At 57.9% G+C, this 21,419-nt stretch carries 22 protein-coding genes and 1 tRNA gene; 11 read left to right on the top strand and 12 right to left on the bottom strand.

Annotation, left to right across the window (positions count from 1 at the left end):
• The first annotated feature begins 13 nt into the window (after nucleotides 1-13).
• Nucleotides 14-916 (top strand): hypothetical protein, encoded by a 903-nt coding sequence (locus tag NSJP_RS14540; protein WP_080887589.1) that lies wholly within the window; start codon nucleotides 14-16, stop codon nucleotides 914-916.
• 7 nt (nucleotides 917-923) lie between these two features.
• Here the strand turns inward: NSJP_RS14540 and NSJP_RS14535 are convergent, their stop codons facing one another.
• Genes NSJP_RS14535 through NSJP_RS14525 form a run of 3 tightly spaced genes read right to left on the bottom strand, consistent with a single transcriptional unit; the run spans nucleotide 924 to nucleotide 2,760 of the window.
• Nucleotides 924-1,640: a 3'-5' exonuclease gene (locus NSJP_RS14535; protein ID WP_080887588.1), complete on the bottom strand. Its 717-nt coding sequence runs from the start codon at nucleotides 1,638-1,640 to the stop codon at nucleotides 924-926.
• A complete protein-coding gene (gene mutT / locus NSJP_RS14530) occupies nucleotides 1,637-2,041 on the bottom strand; it encodes an 8-oxo-dGTP diphosphatase MutT (protein ID WP_080887587.1) in 405 nt (134 codons plus the stop codon). The genes NSJP_RS14535 and mutT overlap by 4 nt, the downstream gene beginning before the upstream one ends.
• Nucleotides 2,038-2,760, bottom strand: coding sequence for an A/G-specific adenine glycosylase (locus tag NSJP_RS14525; protein ID WP_080888612.1), 723 nt, complete (start codon nucleotides 2,758-2,760; stop codon nucleotides 2,038-2,040). The genes mutT and NSJP_RS14525 overlap by 4 nt, the downstream gene beginning before the upstream one ends.
• Before the next feature lie 262 nt (nucleotides 2,761-3,022).
• Here NSJP_RS14525 and NSJP_RS14520 point away from each other — a divergent pair, with 262 nt between their 5' ends.
• The 4 genes from NSJP_RS14520 to NSJP_RS14505 all read left to right on the top strand — a co-directional run bounded on the left by NSJP_RS14520 (nucleotide 3,023) and on the right by NSJP_RS14505 (nucleotide 4,531).
• Nucleotides 3,023-3,502 (top strand): hypothetical protein, encoded by a 480-nt coding sequence (locus tag NSJP_RS14520; protein ID WP_155970261.1) that lies wholly within the window; start codon nucleotides 3,023-3,025, stop codon nucleotides 3,500-3,502.
• Nucleotides 3,503-3,679: 177 nt separating this feature from the next.
• Nucleotides 3,680-4,006, top strand: coding sequence for a PilZ domain-containing protein (locus tag NSJP_RS14515; RefSeq protein ID WP_155970259.1), 327 nt, complete (start codon nucleotides 3,680-3,682; stop codon nucleotides 4,004-4,006).
• Complete coding sequence (locus NSJP_RS14510) at nucleotides 3,990-4,262, top strand: hypothetical protein (RefSeq protein ID WP_080887584.1); 273 nt, start codon at nucleotides 3,990-3,992, stop codon at nucleotides 4,260-4,262. Before NSJP_RS14515 ends, NSJP_RS14510 begins: the two co-directional genes overlap by 17 nt.
• 5 nt (nucleotides 4,263-4,267) lie before the next feature.
• Nucleotides 4,268-4,531: a type II toxin-antitoxin system RelE family toxin gene (locus NSJP_RS14505; protein ID WP_080887583.1), complete on the top strand. Its 264-nt coding sequence runs from the start codon at nucleotides 4,268-4,270 to the stop codon at nucleotides 4,529-4,531.
• Here NSJP_RS14505 and NSJP_RS14500 read toward each other — a convergent pair.
• Entirely contained in the window at nucleotides 4,526-5,092 is a 567-nt protein-coding gene (locus NSJP_RS14500) for an NUDIX hydrolase (protein WP_080887582.1), read from the bottom strand. The genes NSJP_RS14505 and NSJP_RS14500 overlap by 6 nt on opposite strands.
• 91 nt (nucleotides 5,093-5,183) lie before the next feature.
• Between NSJP_RS14500 and NSJP_RS14495 the strand changes: the two genes are divergently transcribed.
• From NSJP_RS14495 to msrB, 4 genes are all read left to right on the top strand, one after another.
• Nucleotides 5,184-6,368: a THUMP domain-containing class I SAM-dependent RNA methyltransferase gene (locus NSJP_RS14495; protein ID WP_197685426.1), complete on the top strand. Its 1,185-nt coding sequence runs from the start codon at nucleotides 5,184-5,186 to the stop codon at nucleotides 6,366-6,368.
• On the top strand, nucleotides 6,340-8,412 hold the full coding sequence (locus tag NSJP_RS14490; protein ID WP_080887581.1) for a hypothetical protein: 2,073 nt from the start codon (nucleotides 6,340-6,342) through the stop codon (nucleotides 8,410-8,412). The genes NSJP_RS14495 and NSJP_RS14490 overlap by 29 nt, the downstream gene beginning before the upstream one ends.
• 117 nt (nucleotides 8,413-8,529) lie before the next feature.
• The gene (gene lon / locus NSJP_RS14485; RefSeq protein ID WP_080887580.1) at nucleotides 8,530-10,932 is read left to right on the top strand and encodes an endopeptidase La; all 2,403 of its coding nucleotides are present in this window, start codon (nucleotides 8,530-8,532) and stop codon (nucleotides 10,930-10,932) included.
• Nucleotides 10,933-11,030: 98 nt separating this feature from the next.
• Entirely contained in the window at nucleotides 11,031-11,450 is a 420-nt protein-coding gene (gene msrB / locus NSJP_RS14480; protein ID WP_080887579.1) for a peptide-methionine (R)-S-oxide reductase MsrB, read from the top strand.
• Nucleotides 11,451-11,529: 79 nt separating this feature from the next.
• Here msrB and NSJP_RS14475 read toward each other — a convergent pair whose 3' ends face one another.
• Nucleotides 11,530-11,979, bottom strand: a complete 450-nt coding sequence (locus NSJP_RS14475; RefSeq protein WP_080887578.1) for a DUF4112 domain-containing protein — start codon at nucleotides 11,977-11,979, stop codon at nucleotides 11,530-11,532.
• Nucleotides 11,980-12,016: 37 nt separating this feature from the next.
• Nucleotides 12,017-12,592 carry a DsbA family oxidoreductase gene (locus tag NSJP_RS14470; RefSeq protein ID WP_080887577.1) on the bottom strand — a complete coding sequence of 192 codons (576 nt, stop codon included), beginning with the start codon at nucleotides 12,590-12,592 and terminating at the stop codon, nucleotides 12,017-12,019.
• Between the two features lie 163 nt (nucleotides 12,593-12,755).
• Here NSJP_RS14470 and NSJP_RS14465 point away from each other — a divergent pair, with 163 nt between their 5' ends.
• Nucleotides 12,756-14,939 carry a B12-binding domain-containing radical SAM protein gene (locus tag NSJP_RS14465; RefSeq protein WP_080888610.1) on the top strand — a complete coding sequence of 728 codons (2,184 nt, stop codon included), beginning with the start codon at nucleotides 12,756-12,758 and terminating at the stop codon, nucleotides 14,937-14,939.
• A 43-nt stretch (nucleotides 14,940-14,982) separates the two neighbouring features.
• Here the strand turns inward: NSJP_RS14465 and NSJP_RS14460 are convergent, their stop codons facing one another.
• From NSJP_RS14460 to NSJP_RS20155, 6 genes are all read right to left on the bottom strand, one after another.
• The gene (locus NSJP_RS14460) at nucleotides 14,983-15,618 is read right to left on the bottom strand and encodes a peroxiredoxin (protein ID WP_080887576.1); all 636 of its coding nucleotides are present in this window, start codon (nucleotides 15,616-15,618) and stop codon (nucleotides 14,983-14,985) included.
• Between the two features lie 97 nt (nucleotides 15,619-15,715).
• Nucleotides 15,716-18,679 carry a DUF748 domain-containing protein gene (locus tag NSJP_RS14455; RefSeq protein WP_080887575.1) on the bottom strand — a complete coding sequence of 988 codons (2,964 nt, stop codon included), beginning with the start codon at nucleotides 18,677-18,679 and terminating at the stop codon, nucleotides 15,716-15,718.
• Nucleotides 18,680-18,808: 129 nt separating this feature from the next.
• Nucleotides 18,809-19,159, bottom strand: coding sequence for a DUF2200 domain-containing protein (locus NSJP_RS14450; RefSeq protein WP_080887574.1), 351 nt, complete (start codon nucleotides 19,157-19,159; stop codon nucleotides 18,809-18,811).
• Nucleotides 19,160-19,257: 98 nt separating this feature from the next.
• Nucleotides 19,258-19,334 (bottom strand) — tRNA-Arg (locus tag NSJP_RS14445).
• Between the two features lie 21 nt (nucleotides 19,335-19,355).
• The gene (locus NSJP_RS14440; protein WP_155970257.1) at nucleotides 19,356-20,471 is read right to left on the bottom strand and encodes a tyrosine-type recombinase/integrase; all 1,116 of its coding nucleotides are present in this window, start codon (nucleotides 20,469-20,471) and stop codon (nucleotides 19,356-19,358) included.
• A gap of 20 nt (nucleotides 20,472-20,491) precedes the next feature.
• Nucleotides 20,492-20,674, bottom strand: coding sequence for a helix-turn-helix domain-containing protein (locus tag NSJP_RS20155; protein ID WP_080887572.1), 183 nt, complete (start codon nucleotides 20,672-20,674; stop codon nucleotides 20,492-20,494).
• A gap of 234 nt (nucleotides 20,675-20,908) precedes the next feature.
• Between NSJP_RS20155 and NSJP_RS14430 the strand changes: the two genes are divergently transcribed.
• Complete coding sequence (locus NSJP_RS14430; protein WP_231989388.1) at nucleotides 20,909-21,415, top strand: JAB domain-containing protein; 507 nt, start codon at nucleotides 20,909-20,911, stop codon at nucleotides 21,413-21,415.
• Nucleotides 21,416-21,419 lie beyond the last annotated feature (4 nt).

The raw sequence follows: 21,419 nt of genomic DNA, 5'->3' as shown, positions 1-21,419 counted from the left end.
AAGGAGATCGTCCATGAGATTTCAATCTATTGGTTCTTTTACTTCGAAGCCGTCGGCCTGCGGGACTGTGGCGCTGGCCGTCATGGCATTGGTCGCGGTCGGTTGCTCGAGTACGTCGAAGATTGCGCAAAGCCCGAAGGGCAGCGTACATCTGGAAGAGGTGTCGGATTGGTCGTTTGATGCCAGTCATCCTGCCGTCATCGACCAAGCGACCATGATGAAGATCGTGAAGGGGCTCTATAGCGATGAGAGTGAGAACGGGTCCTCGAGAATGTCCGCTGGTGGCAGCAAGCCGATGAGATCGTTCAGCGATGAGGATGCGGAGTTTCTGACTCCCCTGCTCGTACAAGGCTTGTCCAAGGCGAAACCTGAACAGATCGTCGCCTTCCGCGTATCCTCATCGGCAGGGTCAGGCATTGAACCCACCACGGGCAGCCTTTATGTGCAGAAAGGATCCGTCTATTTCACCATCGCCAAAGGCGCCAAGGCGACCGGTTTTGCTCCCGAGTCCGTCGCCCACGTTGAAAGCGCCCCGACGTACGCTGCGGGAGGCGCCGCGGGCGTGATCGCCATGGTCATCGACTATCATGCACTGGCGAAGGCTCCGGCCGGGTCTCTGCCGGTCGCCAAGCCGCAGGCGAAATCTCAGGCTACGGCTTCCGTCGCTTCGGCGGCGGGCGCCGAGCAGGCCACCGCACAGATGGCGGCCGAACCGGTCGGAATGGACGAGCTTCAACAGACGAAAGAAGCCCTCGCGAAGAAGGACGTGGAGATCAGCATGCTGCGCAAAGAATCGAGCTGGATGAAACGCGAGCTGCGTGATCAGGCCGAGGAAATCAAGGCGCTCAGAGCCAGCAAAGTATCCGCCAAACCCGCTCCGGCAAAGAAGCGGGCAGAAGCGAATCAGGCTCGTTGAAGGATATCTATCTGACGTCGATGAGTTCCGGTTGCAGAAGCACGACTTCACGGGACAGGGGCTGGCGAAAATTCATACGGCAGTAGCAGGCGTACGTGACGAACGTATCTTGCAAACAGTAAAGAGCCAGTTCTTGTCCCTGCCCTTTCTCCCACATTTGTGCAACCTGGTCCCCGCTCCCTGACTTCGTTTCCACGTTCAAGGCTCTGGCCAGCACGTCGAGCTTGACCCATCCCCTCTGATCCCAATTGCTCCAGATGGCCATCGTATCGTAGACCGGATCGGTTCGAAACTTCGCCAGATTGACGTCGAAGGCCGGTTTCACCTGGTGGATGATCGATCGCTTCTTGATAAACGGCAGGTCGAATCCCAAGCCGTTATGCGTGATGAACAGCGACGGCCGAGCCTGCGCCACGCGCGACCAAAACTGGCGAAGCAGCTCCTGTTCATTGCTCCCGTACCAGGCCACGGCCCCCCGGGGCTCCAACTGATCGGAAAATTCCAGCAACCCGATACATACGATTGCGCTGAAGGTCCCATCGAAAGCAGACTTCGCGTACTGTTCGTCCTCGATACGCCGCCGCTCTGCCGCCGCACCGGCGGTGAACAGGTCCATTTCGTCGGATGCCTGAGCCGGGTCAACCTGAGACGGTGGTTTGCCAAGCAGCCGTTCCCATTCCTCCCGGGGCGCCTGTATGGTTTCGATGTCCAGAACGACCTTCATAAGCGCTGTCCAGCCGTCTGATATTGCAGTGCATCAATGATCGGCCGGTCGGCCGGGGGAAACTCGTATTCGCTGAGTTCGGATGGAAGAACCCAGCGAAGCTCGGCGCAATCGACTGGCGAAGGACGGCCCGTTTCGATCGCGCATCGAAAGAAATGCAGTTCGACGGTTTTCTCCGGATAATCGTGTCTGATGATCCGGAAGGGAATGGGAATGTCGATGCGAATGTCCAACTCCTCCAGAAGCTCCCTTCTCAGACAGTCCTCGAGGGTTTCCCCTTCCTCACGCTTACCGCCGGGAAATTCCCACAGGCCGCCCAGATGGACTCCGGCCTTGCGTTTGGCGATCAAATACCGGCCGTCCTCGTAGATCAGGCCTGCTGCCACTTCGACAAGCTTCATAGGGGCTTGGTCCTGCCCGCACCGAACGGATAGGTCTTACAAATCGACTTCATCGGACACGGTCGGCATGATGGATTTCTCGATGTACAACAGGTCGCGCCGAAGTCCATCAAGGCTTGGTTGAAATCGTAACCCCTGCCCTTCGGAATCAGTGTCTCCGACAAAGCCCAGAGTATCGACTTACTGGCTTTAGGGTCCCCCTTGGCGATGAACACCCGGTGAAGGACGCGCATGACGTTGGTGTCGAGGATCGGTGCATCTTCGTTGAATGCAAACGACCTGATCGCTCCGGCCGTATATCGCCCGATGCCCTTGAAGGACAGCAGGTCTTCCTCCGTACTCGGCAGTTTGCCGCCATATCGGGCAACCGTTTCACATGCGATGCTGTGCAGCCGTTCCGGTCTAATGTTGTATCCCAGTGGGTACCACGTCGTCTTGACCTCCCCGACCGGAGCTTCGGCGAGATGCTGGAAGCTGGGATAGCGGTCGAGGAATTCATGATACTTGGGAATCACCCGATCGACCTGGGTCTGTTGCAGCATGACCTCCGACACGAGAATATGATAAGGATCCGCCGTGTTACGCCAGGGCAAGTCTCTTCCGTTCGCCGCATACCACTTCAAGAGTCTGAGCTGGAATCGACGTTTAAGGCTGCGGGTGAGCTTCGGCCTTCGATTGACGGCTTTTCGTGATCGTGCGGGCGTCGTGCGGCGAATCATGAATCGTAGTCCAGTGCCGGCATTGTAGGGGGCTCGCTCCTGCAAAATCAAACGCGGATCGGGAGCACCGCCGATCATCCATCTCCCATCCAGATTCAATGCAGAGGAGGAAACCTACTCGTTGGATTCCCGTTTCCGCCTCTATGACATACTTCGGTGTCGCTCTTGGCAAACCTGACCCGCCACCTCGCGCTGTGGTCCAACGCATCTCCTCGTGTTAAGGTGTATGTAGTATCCTTGAGTGCAATGCACAGGAGGAATTGTGGACGCTGGAACGGTGGCGCACCCCATTTCGGATGCTGTGCGGCGGCTGGGGCTATTGGGCTGCTTCCTGGGTCCGATTCTTACTGCTGCCCCGTCCTCCGCTGCCGCCGACGCATCGGTGCCGTGGGAATGTTCAAACTACAGCGAGCAGGCTCAAGCTCGTTGTATGAATGCCTTCATAGAACAACAACGGGAACAGATTCAAAAATTGGAAGCCCAGCTACGAGTCGAACGCGATGCCGTCGCAGGACTCAAGAGTCAAGTGGAACGGCAGGCCGCCACGACCTCAGACCTCCAGCAACAGCTCTCGCAGAAACCAACCACCACGCTGGTACCCACTCCGTATGCTTACACCTATGCCTTCCCGCCGGTCGGGGTCGGAATTTACTTGGGCCGCCCATGGATCTACGGACCTCCCTATTACTATCATCCGTATTGGGGGCCTAGATTCTACGGGCATTGGGGACGCCGCTGGTAACGGCGCGTAGACCTTTCTTCTTTTCTCTCTTCCACGTCGATAGGCCGAACCACGAAAGATTTTGACAATCGGGGCCTGCCCGTCTAGCCTTTGCTCAATGCCCATGCGGGATTACGCGGTCAGCCCGATCGTCATCGGGACGTGATCGAGAAGTATTTTATAGCGAGAGAATGGCTCATGGTGACGCGCAAGTTCAAACGATACCCTGTTTCATTAAACAGCACGCTCGTTCACAAAGATCAGTTTCGCCACAAGGGAGCAATCCGTGACCTTTCGGCAAAGGGCTGTCGAGTCGATAGTCTATTGACCCCCTTCACCGGGATGCAGGTCACGCTACTTCTGCATGTGCCGGGTGAGGCGGCTCCGATCACAATCGAAAATGCCGCCATCCGGTGGTGCGGATCGCAAGGCATCGGTATGGAGTTCCTCATCCTCACCAAGCCGGATGAGACCCGCCTCAGCCGCATGATTCAACAGCTCGAGGCCGGTGCCGTTCCTCGGTGACACGCCTTCTTCCTCGTTGCAATCCGACAACGATCTTCGTATCCTCTTGCGCATGGATATCGGCTCGCTTTCGCCGACACAGCTGAAGGAATTGGTCCGCGGAATCGTCGACGACCGGTTACGGGAGTTGCTCGGCGATCCCGATCTCGGCCTGCAACTGGGCGAGGCATTGCGGACGCGGCTCAAAGCGTCGCTGGGCAATGCCGAGCGGTTGTCCGGTGAAGAGGTCGCGGATAAGCTCGGCCTCCGCTGGTAGGCGTCATGCCCTGGTATCGTCTGTCGTTCCAACTGCCGGTGGTCGACGATCTCGCATCGATTGAGATGCCGGTTGCCCAGCGCTTGTTCGAAAAGACCAAGTGGATCGCTTCAAACGTGGACAACCTGCGGCATGAGCCGGCGGCCCAGGATCTTCCCGATCTCTGCAAGTACGCGGTGGGCGAATGGCGGATATTTTATGCGCTCGACCGCGCGGAGCAACTGGTCGACATCCACGCGATCATACACAGATCCTCGCTACCGCTATGAGCGGTCGTCCTCCAATCTCGGTTTGGCCAAGGAGCCGGGAATCGAGGCGACGTGAAGAGTCATCTCGCCTTTGGCCAGGTCGTCGACGTAGCGACGCAACGCTTCCCTGACGACCGTAAACGCAATCTGATCCCAGGGAATCTCCGACGGGTGAAACAGCCGCACGTCGAGACTTTCCGTTCCGGCTCCGAAGCGCTCCGTTCGCATCTTCCCGATGAAAACGAGATATACCTGGCCGATGTGCGGCAGACTGAGTACCGAATGGAGCGAGGTGAGAGCCACTTCCGCTTGGGCTTCTTCTGCCGTTTCCCGAATGGCCGCCTGCTCCGTACTTTCGCCGATCTCCATGAAGCCGGCGGGAAAGGTCCAGAGGCCTGACTTGGGCTCAATTGCCCGCCGGCAGAGCAGGATCCGATCGTTCCATTCCGGGATGCAGCCTGCGACAATCTTCGGATTATGATAATGGATGACGGTGCAGGTGGCGCAGACGAACCTCACCATGTTGTCTCCCTCCGGAATCTTCTGGGAGACGGGGTTCCCGCAGGCGCTACAGAAGTTCATGACATCGATCCCGGTTGAAGCAAAGGCGCGTGGTCGCCGGCGGCCGCCGGTATGTTCCGGCAAGGCCTGACCCGTGGTGTGGATGAAACCGATGGATAACATAAAACAGCGCTTCTTTGCACCTTGCCCCCGGGGTCTCGAAACAATCTTGCAGCGTGAACTTGATGCACTCGGGATCGCGTCGGCGGAAGTGACTCAAGGCGGAGTTTCGTTCACAGGCCATTGGAACGCACTGTATCACGTAAATCTGGAAAGCCGTGTCGCCAACCGCGTGCTGTTGGAACTAGGACATGCGCGCTATCGAACCGAAGCCGATGTCTATCGCGCAGCCTATGCGCTGGATTGGCCGGCTTGGTTCGATCCGGGCCGCACGATCCGGGTAAAGGTCAGCGCCCGCCATTGTCCGCTCGCCAGCCTGAACTTTGTCACGCTCCGCATCAAGGACGCCCTGTGCGACAAGTTCATGGCCGCATGTCGACGCAGGCCGAGCGTCGATACGCAGCAACCCGACGTCAGAATTGACGCGTTTCTCGATGCGGAGTCCGTCACGTTCTACCTCGATACTTCAGGAGAACCCTTGTTCAAACGAGGTTATCGATTTGCGCAAATTGAGGCGCCCATACGGGAGAACCTGGCGGCAGGCATGGTCCTGCTGAGCGGTTGGACGCCGGATCAGCCGTTCGTGGATCCCATGTGCGGAGGCGGGACGATCCCCCTGGAGGCCGCACTCATCGCGAGACGAATTGCCCCCGGCCTGCGGCGCGTGTTCGCGTTCGAACGGCTTCGGCTTCACACTCCTGATCGATGGAACGCGATTCGTGCGGCGGCAGAAGCTCGGCAGCTGGCAGCCTCGCCTCAACCCATTTATGCCTCCGACAGGGATGAACAGGCCATTCAGATTGCGAAACGCCTTTTTCACGCCGCCCGGATGATCCAGGACATCGATGTCAAAGTGAAACAAGAGGACTTCTTGAAGCTCGACCCTCCGGCCCCCCGTGGAGTCATGGTCGCCAATCCTCCGTACGGGGTCCGGCTCGGTCATTCCGAGCAATCGGCGATCTTGTATGCCGGGATCGGAAACCGGCTCAAGCAGCAATGGGCAGGGTGGCAAGTTCATATCTTTACCGGTGATCCGAAGTTGAAAGAGTCGATCGGGCTGCTCCCTTCCCGGCGCATCCCTCTATATAATGGACCGCTCGAGTGCCGGTTGTACGAATTCAAGATCGTCGAAGGCTCAATGAGAAAGCATGCACGATCAGCCAATCTTCATGGGTAAGAGTGCCGCTCCTCGTCGGAGCAAACAGATCCTGACCTCCCTGGTTCTGTGTCTGATGCCGGTACTGTCCGGCTGCGGTCTGATCCAGGGCATGACTTCCTTTCTTTCCCCCGCATCGTCGGCGAAGCCCCGAAGTCCGTCTCGGGATTCGGTGATCGAGCGCCTCATGCCGGCCGTCCGACCCGATGTCCAAGGATTGCCGGAGCAGGTTGAGCGGGACAGTGCGGGGGCGGCTGTATCCGGAGAGACGGTGCCGGCGCGGTTTAAACGCCGCGTGATTCTCGATGCGCTGAACCGGCCATGGGACGGGCTCGCCGATCTGGAAGGTCATGGGCTGCTGGCGGCGGAACTGTCCGAAGGCGGCGCCGTCAACCTTCCGGGTGTACTCGACGTCCTTGAGGCCGGTATGGACCGGACGTCGACGTTCCACAAGGCGATCCCCTTGCCGACCGGTCCTCGGACCGAGGCCGTGATGAGGTTCATGGTGGATAGCTTGGCCGAGGCCTCCCAGCATCGTGACAAAGCCTTGAGCGGTTTGTCCGAGGATGAACGCGGATTTCTCTTCGCTCATGCGGCGCGTGTGGTCGAACGGTTTTCCCCCCAAATATCCAATCTGACCGAACAGACCCTATCCCCTCTGAAAGAAGACGCGCGCTTTTCTGAATTGATAGAGGAACGAGTCGATCATGCCAATCTCATCGCCGCGGCTCAAGTGCTCGCGCGTCTGGCAAATGAGCGGTGGCTCCATCACCTCGCCGGAACCATGTCGAAGCCGTTGCCTTCCGAGAAGGTCCCGTCCGGCGTCACGGGCGACGTGCTCTATGTCGAGGACAGTTCGTACGGTCTCATTGTGGTCGGAGGCTCCGGGGCCAATACCTACGAACTGGACTCGAGGTTCGGCCTGGTCATCGATCTCGGCGGCGACGATCTCTACGGCGGCATGATCGCCGCATCGACGGATCGGGACCACGGCAATGCCGTCGTGATCGATGCTGCGGGAAACGATCGATATGAGAGCCGTGCATTCGGGTTGGCCGCCGGACGGCTTGGAGTGGGATTGTTGATCGATCTGGCCGGCGATGATGTCTACCACCTCGCGCAGGGTTCCGGAGGAACCGGCTTCGGAGGAATTGGCATTCTGTTCGATGCCAAAGGCAACGACGAGTACGTCGGATCCAGGATGACACAGGGAGCGGCGCTTCACGGATTGGGGCTGTTGCTCGACATGGCGGGAAATGACCGCTACACGAGCCATGGGTTCGCGATTGGGTTCGGAGGACCATCCGGCATCGGCGCGGTGATCGACGTTCAGGGCGACGACCGTTATCAATGCGGAGGGAAATACCCGAGCGCGTACAACGCCGAAGACGCGCCCAACGGCAAACCAGGCGATCCGATGTTTCAATACGATTGTTTCGGGCTGGGTACCGGATCAGGCGGCAGGGTATTGAGCCGGCGAGCGGAGCGACAAGCCTACAGTTCGGCGGGAGGTTGGGGCCTTCTGGTCGATGTCGCGGGATCGGACCACTATGAAAGCGACAATTTTTCACAGGGCCACGGATATTTCTTCGGCGCCGGCGTTCTGTTGGACCTCGATGGCAATGACCAATATCATGCCGCACGATATGGACAAGGCTCATCCGCGCACTACGGAGTGGGGTTTTTCAACGATCGGCGGGGCGATGACCACTACGGATCGAGCGGACCGTTCTACAATGGAGGCGTAGCCTGGGATCATGCCGTGAGTCTGATGATCGACAGCGACAAAGGACGAGACCAATACCTGTTCGATCGGTCGACCGGACTCGGCAGCGCGGACCATTCCGGCTGGGGTCTCTTCATCGACGAAGGCGGCGACGATCAATACGGCGTCAAAGGCGGATTCGGGCGAGCCAACGAAAAGAGCGTGAGCGCGTTTTTCGATTTGGGTGGCATCGACATGTATCGGCTGCCGCCCGATACGGTTCTTGCTCCGGATCAGCGACCGGTCAACGGCAAGGTAGTGGTCTACCCGCATGACGGCGGCCTGTTCATCGATCGTTAGACCCACTTAATGATCATCCATCACGCTTCGTTCCTCCCCGCTTGTTGACTTTCATTTCTCAGGACCTATCTCCAGCCATGTGACCCGTGTGCTCACCTGTAAGCGGAGGGCATTGCCATGACGAATACGACCTTGACCCTGACGTTGCCCGTTCTCCCGATCAAGCGGACTGTCTTATTCCCTGGAATCCTCATGCCGGTGACTGTGGGGCGCGAGCGGTCCGTCGCAGCGGTCAATGCCTCGCTGAAGACTGAAGAGAAGATGATCCTTGTGGTCGCCCAACGCGATCCATCGACCGAGAACCCCGGATTTGAAGATCTCTATACCATCGGGACCAAAGCCATTGTAAAACAGGTCGCCACTGCCGAGGACGGGACCATTCACGCTCTCGTCCAGGGCATCGAACGGGTGGCCTTGCTCAAGGTCGACCAGACCGTTCCCTTCCTGCGCGTCCAGGTACGCCGCCTGGAACTGACGACCGATCAGGATCGTGAGGTGCAGGCCCTTCAGCGCGCCGTTCAGGAATTGCTCACGGATCTGCCGCGGGTGATTCAAGCTCCGGGAATCGAAGAAGCCGCGGCGGCCTTCCGCAAGGAGGAAAATCCGGCGACGCTGGCCTATCGCGTCGCTTCGCTGCTGAATCTGACCGTCAAGGAAGAGCAGAACTTGTTGGAAAGTTCTTCGACGATCGAACTGCTCCGCTCACTCTATGCCGCCCTTTCGAAGGAAATCCAAATCCTGCAATTGCGGGACAAGATTGCGAGCGATGCACAGGCCAAGATCGGCAAGAGTCAGCGCGAGTACATTCTTCGGGAGCAGCTGAAGGCCATCCAACAGGAACTTGGCGAGGGCGAAGGGGACGAGAGTGAATTGGGCGAGCTCAAGAAGCGGATCCAGGAGGCGGAGCTTCCCGAACACGTCCGAAAGGAAGTCGATCGCGAACTGGCCCGTCTGGCCAAGGTGCCCTCCTCGTCTCCGGATCATCAGGTGCTCCGAACGTATCTGGAACTCGTACTGGAACTGCCATGGAGCAAAGTTTCAGAAGAGCGCCTCGACCTTGCAAAGGTCCGGCAGGTTCTGGAAGAAGACCATTACGGTATCAAGGAGGTCAAGGAGCGGATCGTCGAGCATCTGGCGGTATTGAAACTCAATCCGACCGCCAAAGCTCCCATTCTGTGTCTGGTGGGACCTCCGGGTGTCGGTAAGACGAGCTTGGGCCAATCGATCGCGCGCGCCATGGGGCGCACTTTCGAACGGTTCAGTTTGGGCGGTATTCACGATGAAGCGGAGCTGCGCGGCCATCGCCGGACCTACGTGGGCGCGCTGCCCGGGCGGATCATTCAGGCGATGCGTCGTGCCGGCGTCAAGAATCCGGTGCTGATGCTCGACGAGGTCGACAAAATGGGGCGCGATTTCCGGGGCGATCCGGCTGCGGCTCTGTTGGAGATTCTTGATCCGGCTCAGAATCATACGTTTCGCGATCACTATCTGGACTTGCCGTTCGATCTGTCCCAGGTGTTCTTCATCACGACGGCAAATACGCTGGATACCATCAGCCAGCCGTTGCTCGATCGCATGGAGATCATCAGAGTCCAGGGCTACAGCGAACGCGAGAAGGCAGAAATCGCCCGCCGCTATCTGTGGCCACGGCGGCTCAAGGAAGCCGGGCTCGATCCGGAGCAGGTCAAGTTGCCGGATGACGTGCTGGATCATGTCATCGCGCGCTATACGAGAGAAGCCGGAGTGCGTCAATTGGAACAGATGCTCGGACGGCTCACCCGAAAAGTCGCGCTGACGTTCGCCGATCTGCCGGCCGATGTGCAGCGTGAACCGGTCACGGTGGAAGCATCCGTACTGCCAGAGTGGCTGGGGTCGGAACGGTTCATGCCGGAGGAAGCCCGGAAGAATATTCCCATCGGGGTGGCGACGGGTCTGGCCTGGACGCCGACGGGCGGCGACGTGCTCTACATCGAAACGACGCTGTTGCCTGGCAGCCATGAATTGACCTTGACCGGCCAGTTGGGGGACGTCATGCAGGAATCGGCTCGCGCCGCCCGCAGCTACCTCTGGTCGCACGCAGAAGGGATGGGGCTCGACATCTCCCGATTTAAGCGAAACGGCGTGCACGTACACGTGCCTTCAGGAGCCATTCCGAAGGACGGTCCCTCGGCCGGTATTACGATGGCGACCGCGCTGGCCTCATCCTACGTAGGCAAACCGGTGCGGAGCGACACGGCCATGACCGGGGAAATCAGTCTCAGTGGATTGGTGTTGCCGGTCGGAGGCATCAAGGAAAAGGTGTTGGCGGCGCATCGAGCCGGCATCAAGAGAATCATTCTTCCGAAGGCCAATGAGAAGGATCTGAAAGAGGTTCCCCAAGAAGTTCGGGACGATCTGACGGTCATTCCGGTCGAGCGGATTGAAGAAGTGCTGCCGGCTGCGTTCGACCGTGAATCGACCTCCCAGGCGGATGGCCTGACAGACCAATCCCTTCCGTCCTCTGCAAGGGCAAGGGAGTGAGTCAACCGGCTCGCCCCTTGTTCCGGGCCTGAGGCTGTGCAAGGATCGTATCGTGCGGGCGACATCGAGGAGTACACCTGTCAGCAAAGGAGCGCGCCATGCCCCAGAAGATCGAGATAGGACCGATCGTTAAAGTCGTCAAAACGGATGAGGAATGGAAAAAGCTGTTACCGGGAGACGCCTATCGGGTGCTTCGGCATGAAGATACCGAACGGCCCTTCGTCAATCCGTTGCATGAAAACCATGAGGCCGGCATTTACTATTGCGCCGGTTGCCAACTGCCGTTGTTCTCTTCCGATCATAAATTCGACAGCGGCACCGGCTGGCCGAGTTTCTGGCAACCGATCGACCCGAAAGTGATCGAGACCACGACCGATTTTAAGTTGGTCTTCCCCCGCACCGAAATCCATTGTGCGCGTTGCGAGGGCCATCAGGGCCACGTCTTCAAAGACGGCCCCAAGCCAACCGGCTTGCGCTACTGCATCAACGGGGTCGCGCTCAAGTTCGTCGCCTCTTGACGGAGCACTTGCCGGGTTACGATCGAACCATCGACATAGGGACGACCCGTCAAGAGATCGTTCTCGTTCCGTCCCGCCACTATCCCGCAACGGCATGCCAGATCATCACGAGAGACCACACCACCAAGGCGATGGCAAGGGCCAACAATATGAACATGATTCCGATGATGGAGCCCACATAAAGCCAGTCGCCTCCGGTGGGCCGTGATGGGCTGGTCGCCGCGGCCCTCAACAAGCGGGCATTTCTGGCATGGCTGCGGAACCAGACCGAGAAAAGATCTCCCGCTACCGGAATCGAGCCCACGGCCCCGTTGATCAACAGATTAAGCCCCATCCTGGCCAGGACGATGCGCGGCACGTGAAGCCGCGCCGCGAGCCCCACAATTGTGAGGCCGATCAGATTGGCGAGCAGATCGCCGATGCCGGGAATCAGTCCGATGATCGGATCCAGGCCGAGATACCACGGAGTGCCGGGAATCTTCACGGACGAATCGAGCAAGGTGGCGAGGGCCTCGGCGGCCGCAACCATTTTTTCACGTTTTTCACGCTGCGAATCTGACGCGCCTCTACCCAAAGAACCTCACGATCTGTTCTGATGGTACGCAGCCGACGAGCAATCGATCGTCGGGCGATACGAGAATTGGGACACTAGATTGCCCCGTTCCATGCCAACCCTCTTCCCATTCGCGCGCGATGGACCCGGATCGTTCTTCCGCACGTCCTGGAATCCCCGTGTCAGTATGCTGTGCCGCCAATTGATCCAAGACAGCCTCATCCGATATGTCCAGCCCATCCCTCCAGAAAGCGGCATAGACAAGGCGGACGAACTCCATCCCTCCGTGAATGTCCGAGGACAAGAGCCGTGCGGCCCAATCAATGGCTCGTGCGGTATTGGGCTTGCCTTTCGGCAGCTCAATCAATAAGTCGGGATCCAGCCGCCTCACCGCCGGCACTTCATACTGTAACTCGGCTTTCATGGTTCCATCCCATTGCCGCATGGGACGTGGCAGGTAGGGAGCATGTTGAACCCCGCGCCAGTCAACCGATTCAAGGAGCTTCATGCGATGGAGCCGCTCGTGCAGGGCGTAACAGAACGGACAATTGAAATCGCTGTAGAGAACGAAGGACCTGAGGTGTGTCATGCCTGTGTCTGTGACTTCCCATCCATGGGAAGTCACCCTAACGGACCCTTCCTGACACTGTCCAGTATCGATCAGCTATGGGTATGATAGGCAACGGACGATCGGATTCCGTCCCGTGCCGTCGGATGGCAATGGTGATCGAGACTATGTTATGTCCGGCTCCATGACACCATTCTCCGTGTTCCTGGTCGTTCCGCCGTTGACCCAGCTTAACACCCCCTATCCGTCGACCGCCTACCTGACCGGATTCCTTCGATCGCGCGGGATCTCTTGTCATCAGGCGGATCTCGGCATCGAAATGGTGCTGCGGTTGTTCAGCCGTGACGGAGTCCGCGCAATCTTTGAGCAAGTCCGCGGTCAAAAAGGCCCGTTGCCGGACGAGGCCTGTGCCATGCTTGAGGCTGCGCCGGCCTATGTAAAATGGATCGAGCCGGTGATCGGATTTCTGCAGGGACGCGTCCCCGGCATAGCAGCCGAACTGGCCAGCCCGGATATCCTTCCTCGAGGGCCGCGATTTCAGGGGCGAGCAAGATTTCCACGCTCGATGCTTGTAGAGAACCGGGCCAAGCTGCGGGCGACATGGTTTCTTGAGGATTTGGCCGACCTGGTCCAGGCAGTGGTTTCTCCTCATTTTGCGTTGAATCGCTATGGCGAGCATCTTACGCGGTCGGCCTCGTCGTTCGACATGCTGGCGGCCGGCCTGGCGGAGACGCCCAGTCTGACCGACCGGTTCATGTTGGACTCACTCTCGGCGCATCTCGACCGAATCAGGCCAGGCCTTGTCGGACTCTCCGTGCCCTTCCCGGGGAACGTCTATGGCGCCTTCCGTATCGCCCAAGCCGTGAGGCGGCAGCACCCGCAAGCCGTCATCGCGCTCGGCGGAGGCTATGTGAATACCGAACTGCGGCGGATCAGCGACCCCCGAATCTTCGACTATGTAGACTTCGTCACGCTGGACGACGGAGAGCGTCCCCTACTCTCGCTCGTCGAGCATCTCACGGGAACGCGCCCCCGCGGCACCCTGTGCAGAACCTTTCATCGGGACCAGGGCCGTGTCCGGTATAGTTCCGGGGAAACGGAGGCCGATTTTTCCACGAACGACGCGGGATGCCCCACGTATGACGGTCTTGCGCTCGATCGCTATGTGACCGTTCTCGACAGCACAAACCCCATGCATCGGCTCTGGAGCGAAGGGCACTGGAACAAACTCACCGTCGCGCATGGGTGTTACTGGAAGCAATGTACATTCTGCGACGTCGGATTGGATTACATCAGCCGCTATGAGACGACGCCGACGGACCGCATGATCGAACGCATCACCGGCCTGATCGACGAGACCGGCCGCCGCAAATTTCATTTCGTCGACGAGGCGGCTCCGCCTGCCGGATTGAAATCGCTCGCCCTGGCGTTGCTGGAACGACGCATGACGATCACTTGGTGGGGAAATATCCGGTTCGAATCGGCCTTTTCCCCCGACCTCTGCCGCCTGCTGGCCGCTTCCGGCTGCATCGCCGTGACGGCCGGGCTGGAGGCCGCGTCCGACCGCCTGCTGGAAATGATGAAGAAGGGCATCACCGTCGATCAGACCGTCCTCGTCTGCTCCGCATTCAACGGAGCCGGCATCCTGGTGCACGGTTACCTCATGTACGGGTTTCCGTCGGAAACGTTGCAGGAGACGGTCGATGCCCTCGAGCGTGTGCGCCAATTGTTCGCCGCGGGCCTGATGCAGTCAGCATTCTGGCATCGCTTTACCGCGACGGCGCACAGCCCCGTCGGCCTGGACCCCGACTCGCACGGCATCCGCATTGTGGGTCCTCGGTTCCAGGGTTTTGCCGAAAACGACCTGATCCATACGGATCCGAAGGGCACCGCGCCGGATTGGGTGCGGGAGGGTCTGCGCCGGTCGATGCTCAATTTTCTGGAGGGGCGCGGCCTCACCATGGACGTAGGCGGCTGGTTCGATCGGAAGGTGCCCAACCCCACCGTGTCGCGGACATGGGTTCGACGGCTGGTTCGAAGCCGTTTGGAGGCCGATGATCCCACGATAGAACGCCGTCTCGTATGGTTAGGCGGATCTCCGACAGAGGGCACGGTCGGCAGGGTGAGGAAGGCACCATTGCCCGGGAAGGACGCTGCCGTGACGGTGGCACTCCCTTCGGCCGAGGCACGGTGGATCGAACACCTCATCGCCCTGGCTACGCCGAAAGAATACGAGGGGCAGGCGCACACCTATCCGCTCTTGCGGGACGCCGTCGCAAGTTTTCCCGGAGGGAGGAAGCGAGGCGAATCGTTTCTTTCGAGCGCGTCGTGGAGGACGCTTCGCAAGGCTGGATTGCTTTTAGTATGACCGGAGGGGCGGCACTTTGAGTGCCGCCCCTCCTGGATACTGGTTACTTGTTCGGCTGTGGAGTATAGCGAAGGTAGGGCTTGATGGTCTTGAAGCCCTTGGGGAACAGGGTCTTGGCCTCGTCATTGTTGACGGCGGGCGTGATAATGCAGTCCTCCCCGTCCTTCCAGTTTGCCGGCGTGGCGACCTTATATTTCGACGTCAATTGAAGCGAATCGATGACACGGAGCAATTCGTCGAAATTCCGTCCACATGAAGCTGGATAGGTCAAGGTCAGCTTTATCTTTTTATCCGGGCCGATGATGAAGACGGACCTGACCGTCATGTTGTCCATCGCGTTGGGATGAATCATGTCGTACAGCGTCGACACCTTCTTGTCGGGGTCGGCGATGATGGGGTAATTCATCGTCGTGTGCTGCGTTTCATTGATGTCGTTGATCCATCCCTTGTGAGAATCCAGCGGGTCAACGCTGACCGCGATGACCTTCACGCCACGCTTCTTGAACTCCGGCGTAATCTTGGCGACGGTACCCAACTCCGTCGTGCAGACCGGCGTGTAGTCCTTGGGGTGTGAGAACAGAATACCCCACCCGCCGCCGAGCCATTCGTGGAAGTTGATGGTTCCCTCGGTCGTTTCAGCCGTAAAGTTCGGAGCTTCATCTCCCAATCGCAAAGCCATAACGTCCTCCATCCATTAATGAGTAAGATTGATCCGGTTGGCGACGATCACGCAGTCTCTCTACGATACTGTGGAGAAGAGGACCAGTGCAAGGGGCTCATGAAGCCGCGATGCCGAGTTTGCTGCGAATGCGTTCATGATCGGAGGCCGAAATGTCCTCGTTCACCAGGTAGACTCGCTCCCCTGCCAATTTCCCGTCTGCGGTCAACTGGTTCCTGATCTCTTCCGCCCGTTGATGAGCCAGAGCCCGTAAGTCCTCCTCGTCGAATGGCATAGCCGCGGCCAATTCCCGCCTCATCTCCTCGATCGTGGGAGGAGTCACGGGCGATGCCGCGGTCCCTGATGGCTCGCTGGCGGATGCCGGGAGGGTACGCCGTTGCTGGTAGAGTTCCTTGATCAACCGCTGTTCCTCCTGCGCCGGAATAGATTCATCGGCTGACGACTTACCGCGATCGCGCGTCCATCGGGCGAGTATTTCGGCCGAGAGTTTCCTGAATCCCAGGGCCTGTCGATCGCGAACCGGATCCGCGGTGCCGGTGATCTCCAATCGTAATCCGGGTCGCTCGGCCAGGGCTTTCACCAGCACGTCGGCCTTCTTCACGTCCTCGTCCGAGGCGATGGCCGATCCAGGCGCGAATTCAAAATACTGGAGATCCTCTCCGCTGCCTCCTCCGGGAATCAATTTGCCCATCAGCGCGAAAGGAGACGCCACGATCTTGGTCAACAGATTGAGCAACGTGGAAATGACGACCTTCCCATATTTGAAGTCCGGATCGTTCAGATCGCCCCGGATGGGCAGGTCGATGTCGATCCGCCCGTTTCGATCCTTGAGCAGGGCGACGGCGAGCGGCACCGGAAGGGACGTGGCATCCGGGCTGTCGGTTTTCTCGCCGAACGTCAGCTGATCGATCGCGACTTTGTTCTCCGCCTCCAATTGCTTCTTGGACACCTTGTATGCCAGATCCAGAAACAGTTTGCCTTTGCTGATCGGATAGCCGGCGTACTTCCCGCTGTACGGGGCGGCAGTCGTGAGGTCGACGTTTTCGAACTTGACCAGAAGATCCGTGAAGGTATTCTCCGTCAACGGATTGATGGCGCCGGAAATTTTCAGCGGGGCCACCTTGTCCATCCTGCCCGTCAATTCGACGTCCGCCTTCGCCAATTGCTTCGAGGAAAGCCCCTTGATCGTGCCAGTCAGATCGTGGATGCCGGTCCGCACGGCCGGCCGGATCGATTCGTCGATGAACGTAGCCGATCCTCTCAAGAGCTTGACCGTCTTGACGGCCACGGTGGGGGGCGGTCCTTTCTTCTGTGAAGAAGCAGCCTCGGGCGCAGGTTCCGCTGTCTGGGATGGCGGGCGAATGTTGCTGAAGTTGGACTGCCCGTCCGGTTGTATCCTGAACTGCACCGCCGGTTGATCCAGGCCTACTTCCTCGATGGTCACCGTCGTGGGATCGACGGTGAGAGCCATCTGTTTCAGCTGCAGCTGTTTCCAGCCAATCAGGGGCGATACCCCGTCGCGATCGCTGATCGACAGGTTCCGGATGCCGAAATTCCCATTGTACGTCAGCATGGGAGCATTCGAATGCTCCACGGCCAGATGCAGATCACCGTTCAAGTCGAGCTGGCCCGAATCGACGGCGACACGGGCGGCTCCTTCAACGTACGGCTCGAGCGGCTTGAGCGGGATTGCGGACAGGCTGAGGTGGATGCTGCTCTCGAACGGTTTGAGTCCGACGGTCCCATTGGCGTGCACGGAGCCGGTATCGTTGAGCTGGAATCCCAGATCCATGGGGATCGGTTCTTTGAACGGCACACGGAGGTCTCTGACCGTGGTATTCAGGGCCGTGATTCGATGGTGTACCGGCGTCAGAGTAGTGCGGTCCTCGAAATCCAGCCCAAAGTTCTTGAACACAATCTCTTTCAAGGCGACCGCCCACGGCCGCGGCTCTGCCGGTGCGGCAGGTGCTTCAGTCGACGCCGCATCCTTTTGCGGCACTTCGGTAGCATCCGGCGGCTTCGGGGCAAAGAGCGTCTGAAAGTTCACGGTCTTGTCCTTCTCCATCCAGCCCTTGAAGAGCGCGTCTTTGGATTCGATCGAGGAAATATCCAAAGTTTTTTGTGCCACGTCCACATTGATGCCGTGAATCAAAAAGGATGGAACCGAAATCACCGCCTCGTCTTTCCCGGACTCGGTCAGCACCAGATTCGTCAGGCTGATTTCGCCGTCGTTCAGCTTCAGACTGAACGGCTCCACGGTGGTGTCGAAACGATAGTGCGCGTTGATGTTCAGGAGGCCGTCAGGAATCTCAAAATTGAATCGATCCTTGACGTAGAGCCAGAGTACCGGGCCGCGGACCCCAGTCAGGGAGAACTTTCCTTCCGATTCCAGCGGATCGAGGGAGACATATCCTTCCCAGTTGAGCAATTCCTCTTTGCGGACTTCTGCGCTGAACGCATAGGCGCTCTCTCCGCCCCTTTGCGTGGTGAAATTCTGCAGCCTGATGTCGATCGGCACGATCGATACTTCAAAGGGTTTCCGTTTCGACTCATCGCGAAATTCGACGATGCCGCTCCCGATGTGCAACAGTCCGATTTCAATGGGTAGAAGCGGCTTCTTCTCCTGCTGACGCTCGGCGCCGGCGGCGTTTTCGGGAGGCGCGGCCGTACCGCTGGAGTGTTTCATGAGTTCGAGGAGATTGAGTTGGCCGTTTGGAAAAATACGGACTGCCACGAACGGCACGGCGAGAGTGATTTCATCGAACCGAAACGCGCGGCGAATCAGCGAGGAGGATTCGAAATTGACGTACAGCCGCTCGAATCCAAGCAGCGCGCTCTGATCGGTCTCCTGTATTTCGAAGCCGGTGATCGTAAAGGAGAGTGCAAACGGGTTGATCTCGACGTCCTGAACAAGCACCGGCCGGCCCAGCTGTTCGGAGACGGAGGGAATGACGCGTGATTTGACGATGTATGGAAGGAGAAAAAACCCGACCAACGCATAGACCCCGACCAGGACGATTGCCGAAATCGCGAGGGGAATCGGTCGGAAAAACCTGCGCATGAGGTTTCGAACCCTTGACGGATCAATGCCGATATCAAGAGAAACTATAGAAGAGGGCGGTTTGCGATGTCCATAGGAGTTTCTGGGCGGCGGCCAGCCGTGAGGAGAGTCTTCGGCAGTTGGATCACATCATTTCCGCAAAATCTTCTCCATCGCTTTTCCCTTTGCCAATTCGTCGATTAGCTTATCCAAATAGCGAATCTCCCGCATCGTTGGCTCTGCGACGTCCTCCACTCGGACACCGCAAACGACACCCTTGATCAAAGCCCGCGAAGGATTCAATTGAGGGGCCTCCGAAAAAAATGTCTCGACGTCTGCCTGTTGTTTCAGTTTGGCGTCTAACTTTTTTTGGCTGTATCCAGTCAACCAACGAATGATCTCATCGACTTCTGCCTTCGTGCGTCCTTTTTTCTCCGCTTTGGAGATATACATGGGATACACACGCGCGAAGCTTATTGTATAGATTCGATGTTTTGTCATGACGCTGTCATCTGAAATATCGGAGGGTGTTCATCCGCGGGCCAGCAATAACGGAGAGGCTGCGCCTGAATAGCCCGCGGCTCACACGAAGTGTGGTTTGGTGCGCCCGGCTGGAATCGAACCAGCGACCCTCAGCTTAGAAGGCTGATGCTCTATCCGACTGAGCTACGGGCGCATAATGATTTTTCAACGACTTCTATCTTGAAGAGTTTGCTGCACATTCTTCTAGTGTTCCCGGCGTGTTCTCTTCGAGATATTTGTGAACCTTCTGAGCGGCTTGCGTCAAGTCCCGTTCTTCGATGGCGTTGTAGCGCTTCCACATTTTTTCTGACTTATGACCGACGATCTTCATTGCTGTTGCCGTATCCACTCCGGCCCGACGCATATTGGTTGACGCACAGTGACGCAGATCATGGAAGCGAAAATCCGTAATACCAGCACTCTTTAAAGCGGTAGTGAACGAGCGACTCACCCGTTTCAGAGGTCGTCCCTTATAAGTAAAGACGTATCGCGAGGCAAGACTTCGCGCTTTGGCGAGTCTCTGGAGAGCCCGTTGAACATCTGGGGTCATCGGAATTTGTCGAGCTACCCTAGTCTTCGTATCTCCTCTTCGCAGAGTGATAAAGCCACGCCTCAGGTCCACTCGATCCCATGTCAGACTTACGATTTCGCTAAATCGCTGGCCTAGTTGATATGCAATAACAAGAACCGGTTTGAGATGGGACTTTGCTACCTGATACAAATTGACCCATTCCGTCTCGGTTAGTACACGGTCTCGCTCATTGTGGGGATTGGGCATTGGAACTTTGGAAGCCGGATTGCTCTGTAGAATTCCTCTACGGATGGCCACATTGAGGCAGTGCTTCAAGGCGACGTGGTCATGATTAATAGTCTGAATGCTGGCAGGTTTACCATTATTCTTCCTTCGTTGGGACCTGAACGATTCTACGTCTTGCGGTTTAATCTCAGAGAGTAGCTTTCGGCCAAAAAATGGAATGAGGTGTGCCTGAACGCTGTGTGTGCGACCTTCTATGGATCGCAGAGACTTCACTTCTTCAAGATCGAGATAAATCGACGCCCATTCTTTGAAAAGTACTGGCTTGGCATACATGCTTTTCTCTTGTCCAAGCAATATACGGGTCTTAATAGCAGCTTCCATTTCTCTGGCCATCGTCTTATTGAGACAGCCAACTTTCCACCTCTTCTTTCGTGCGCCGGCCACGCCACTGGCCAATACTAATGAGTTTCCGTCCGGGCTCTCCATAACCCGGAATTCAACGTAATAGCTGTCAGGGCGTCTCGTTAATCCCAAGATCTTCCTCTTTCTCCCTGTTACCCCATCCGTTGGTTTATCGTATGTTCGTCAATCCATTTATCGAGGTGTTCCTGCCGGAATTTGAGAAGCCGCCCAACCTTGACGAATGAGATCTTGCGGCAGCACACCCAATCGTAAAGCGTAAGTTTGGAGATGCCTAGATACTCCGATGCTTCGCTAATTGTCAAAAGTCTTCTCATCCTCTTCCCAATAGATCGTACAGGTATTCACTAAATGTAAGGAAATGCGTCTCCCCCCTAAGGTCGCGTCCCGTCGCTGGAGAGCAGCAGATCAGGCCAGCGAAGAACTCGAACTGACATCCGTCGTGCTGGCCTGCCCGCTGCGAGCGCATCCGTGTCCGCCGTTTCCTCCTTGTGTGCCCCACCCCCCGGTTTGTGCGGGTGGGGCCCATATCTATGCAAGGAGGAAGACCGATGGACGGAGCACAGACGCCACGCAAGCCCAAACGGCCACGCACATCGGCACCGACGTTCACGCCGTATCGCGTTCCCCGGTATCGCCTGACGCTGGTCTGTGAATCGTCTGATTCGGTCATGTCCGGACCCATCCAGGCCTCTTTGGCGGCGGTAGCTATCCTGCGTCCCTGTTTTGCGGGGCTGGATCGGGAACAATTTCTCGTGGCGGGACTCGATGCGAAGCATGGCATCATTGGCATCAACATTGTTTCGATTGGCTCCCTCACCTTGTCGATCGTGCATCCTCGCGAGGTCTTTAAGCCGTTGATTCTGATGAATGCCGCCGCCTTCATTTGTGCCCATAACCATCCGTCGAATGATCCGACTCCCAGTCAGGAGGATCGACTGCTCACCCAACGGCTACGCCAGGGGGCCGACCTCTTAGGTATCACCTTGCTGGATCATCTCGTTCTTGGTGATCCGAGTTACTTTAGCTTCGCGGATCACGGCTGGCCTGGCAGCTAATCGC

It is taken from the genome of Nitrospira japonica (assembly GCF_900169565.1).
Lineage (GTDB): Bacteria > Nitrospirota > Nitrospiria > Nitrospirales > Nitrospiraceae > Nitrospira_C > Nitrospira_C japonica_A.
The sequence above is the reverse complement of the archived record's forward strand: the minus strand, read 5'-3'. Positions and strand labels throughout refer to the sequence as shown.

Coding starts and splice junctions, on each gene's coding strand:
- msrB (WP_080887579.1), top strand. CDS start 11,031: ATGCCCCAGAAGATCGAGATAGGACCGATCGTTAAAGTCGTCAAAACG.
- NSJP_RS14455 (WP_080887575.1), bottom strand. CDS start 18,679: ATGCGCAGGTTTTTCCGACCGATTCCCCTCGCGATTTCGGCAATCGTC.
- NSJP_RS14535 (WP_080887588.1), bottom strand. CDS start 1,640: ATGAAGGTCGTTCTGGACATCGAAACCATACAGGCGCCCCGGGAGGAA.
- lon (WP_080887580.1), top strand. CDS start 8,530: ATGACGAATACGACCTTGACCCTGACGTTGCCCGTTCTCCCGATCAAG.
- NSJP_RS14475 (WP_080887578.1), bottom strand. CDS start 11,979: ATGGTTGCGGCCGCCGAGGCCCTCGCCACCTTGCTCGATTCGTCCGTG.
- NSJP_RS14450 (WP_080887574.1), bottom strand. CDS start 19,159: ATGACAAAACATCGAATCTATACAATAAGCTTCGCGCGTGTGTATCCC.
- mutT (WP_080887587.1), bottom strand. CDS start 2,041: ATGAAGCTTGTCGAAGTGGCAGCAGGCCTGATCTACGAGGACGGCCGG.
- NSJP_RS14460 (WP_080887576.1), bottom strand. CDS start 15,618: ATGGCTTTGCGATTGGGAGATGAAGCTCCGAACTTTACGGCTGAAACG.
- NSJP_RS14540 (WP_080887589.1), top strand. CDS start 14: ATGAGATTTCAATCTATTGGTTCTTTTACTTCGAAGCCGTCGGCCTGC.
- NSJP_RS14495 (WP_197685426.1), top strand. CDS start 5,184: ATGGATAACATAAAACAGCGCTTCTTTGCACCTTGCCCCCGGGGTCTC.
- NSJP_RS14465 (WP_080888610.1), top strand. CDS start 12,756: ATGACACCATTCTCCGTGTTCCTGGTCGTTCCGCCGTTGACCCAGCTT.
- NSJP_RS14430 (WP_231989388.1), top strand. CDS start 20,909: ATGGACGGAGCACAGACGCCACGCAAGCCCAAACGGCCACGCACATCG.
- NSJP_RS20155 (WP_080887572.1), bottom strand. CDS start 20,674: ATGAGAAGACTTTTGACAATTAGCGAAGCATCGGAGTATCTAGGCATC.
- NSJP_RS14470 (WP_080887577.1), bottom strand. CDS start 12,592: ATGACACACCTCAGGTCCTTCGTTCTCTACAGCGATTTCAATTGTCCG.
- NSJP_RS14515 (WP_155970259.1), top strand. CDS start 3,680: ATGGTGACGCGCAAGTTCAAACGATACCCTGTTTCATTAAACAGCACG.
- NSJP_RS14490 (WP_080887581.1), top strand. CDS start 6,340: ATGCACGATCAGCCAATCTTCATGGGTAAGAGTGCCGCTCCTCGTCGG.
- NSJP_RS14500 (WP_080887582.1), bottom strand. CDS start 5,092: ATGAACTTCTGTAGCGCCTGCGGGAACCCCGTCTCCCAGAAGATTCCG.
- NSJP_RS14525 (WP_080888612.1), bottom strand. CDS start 2,760: ATGATTCGCCGCACGACGCCCGCACGATCACGAAAAGCCGTCAATCGA.
- NSJP_RS14505 (WP_080887583.1), top strand. CDS start 4,268: ATGCCCTGGTATCGTCTGTCGTTCCAACTGCCGGTGGTCGACGATCTC.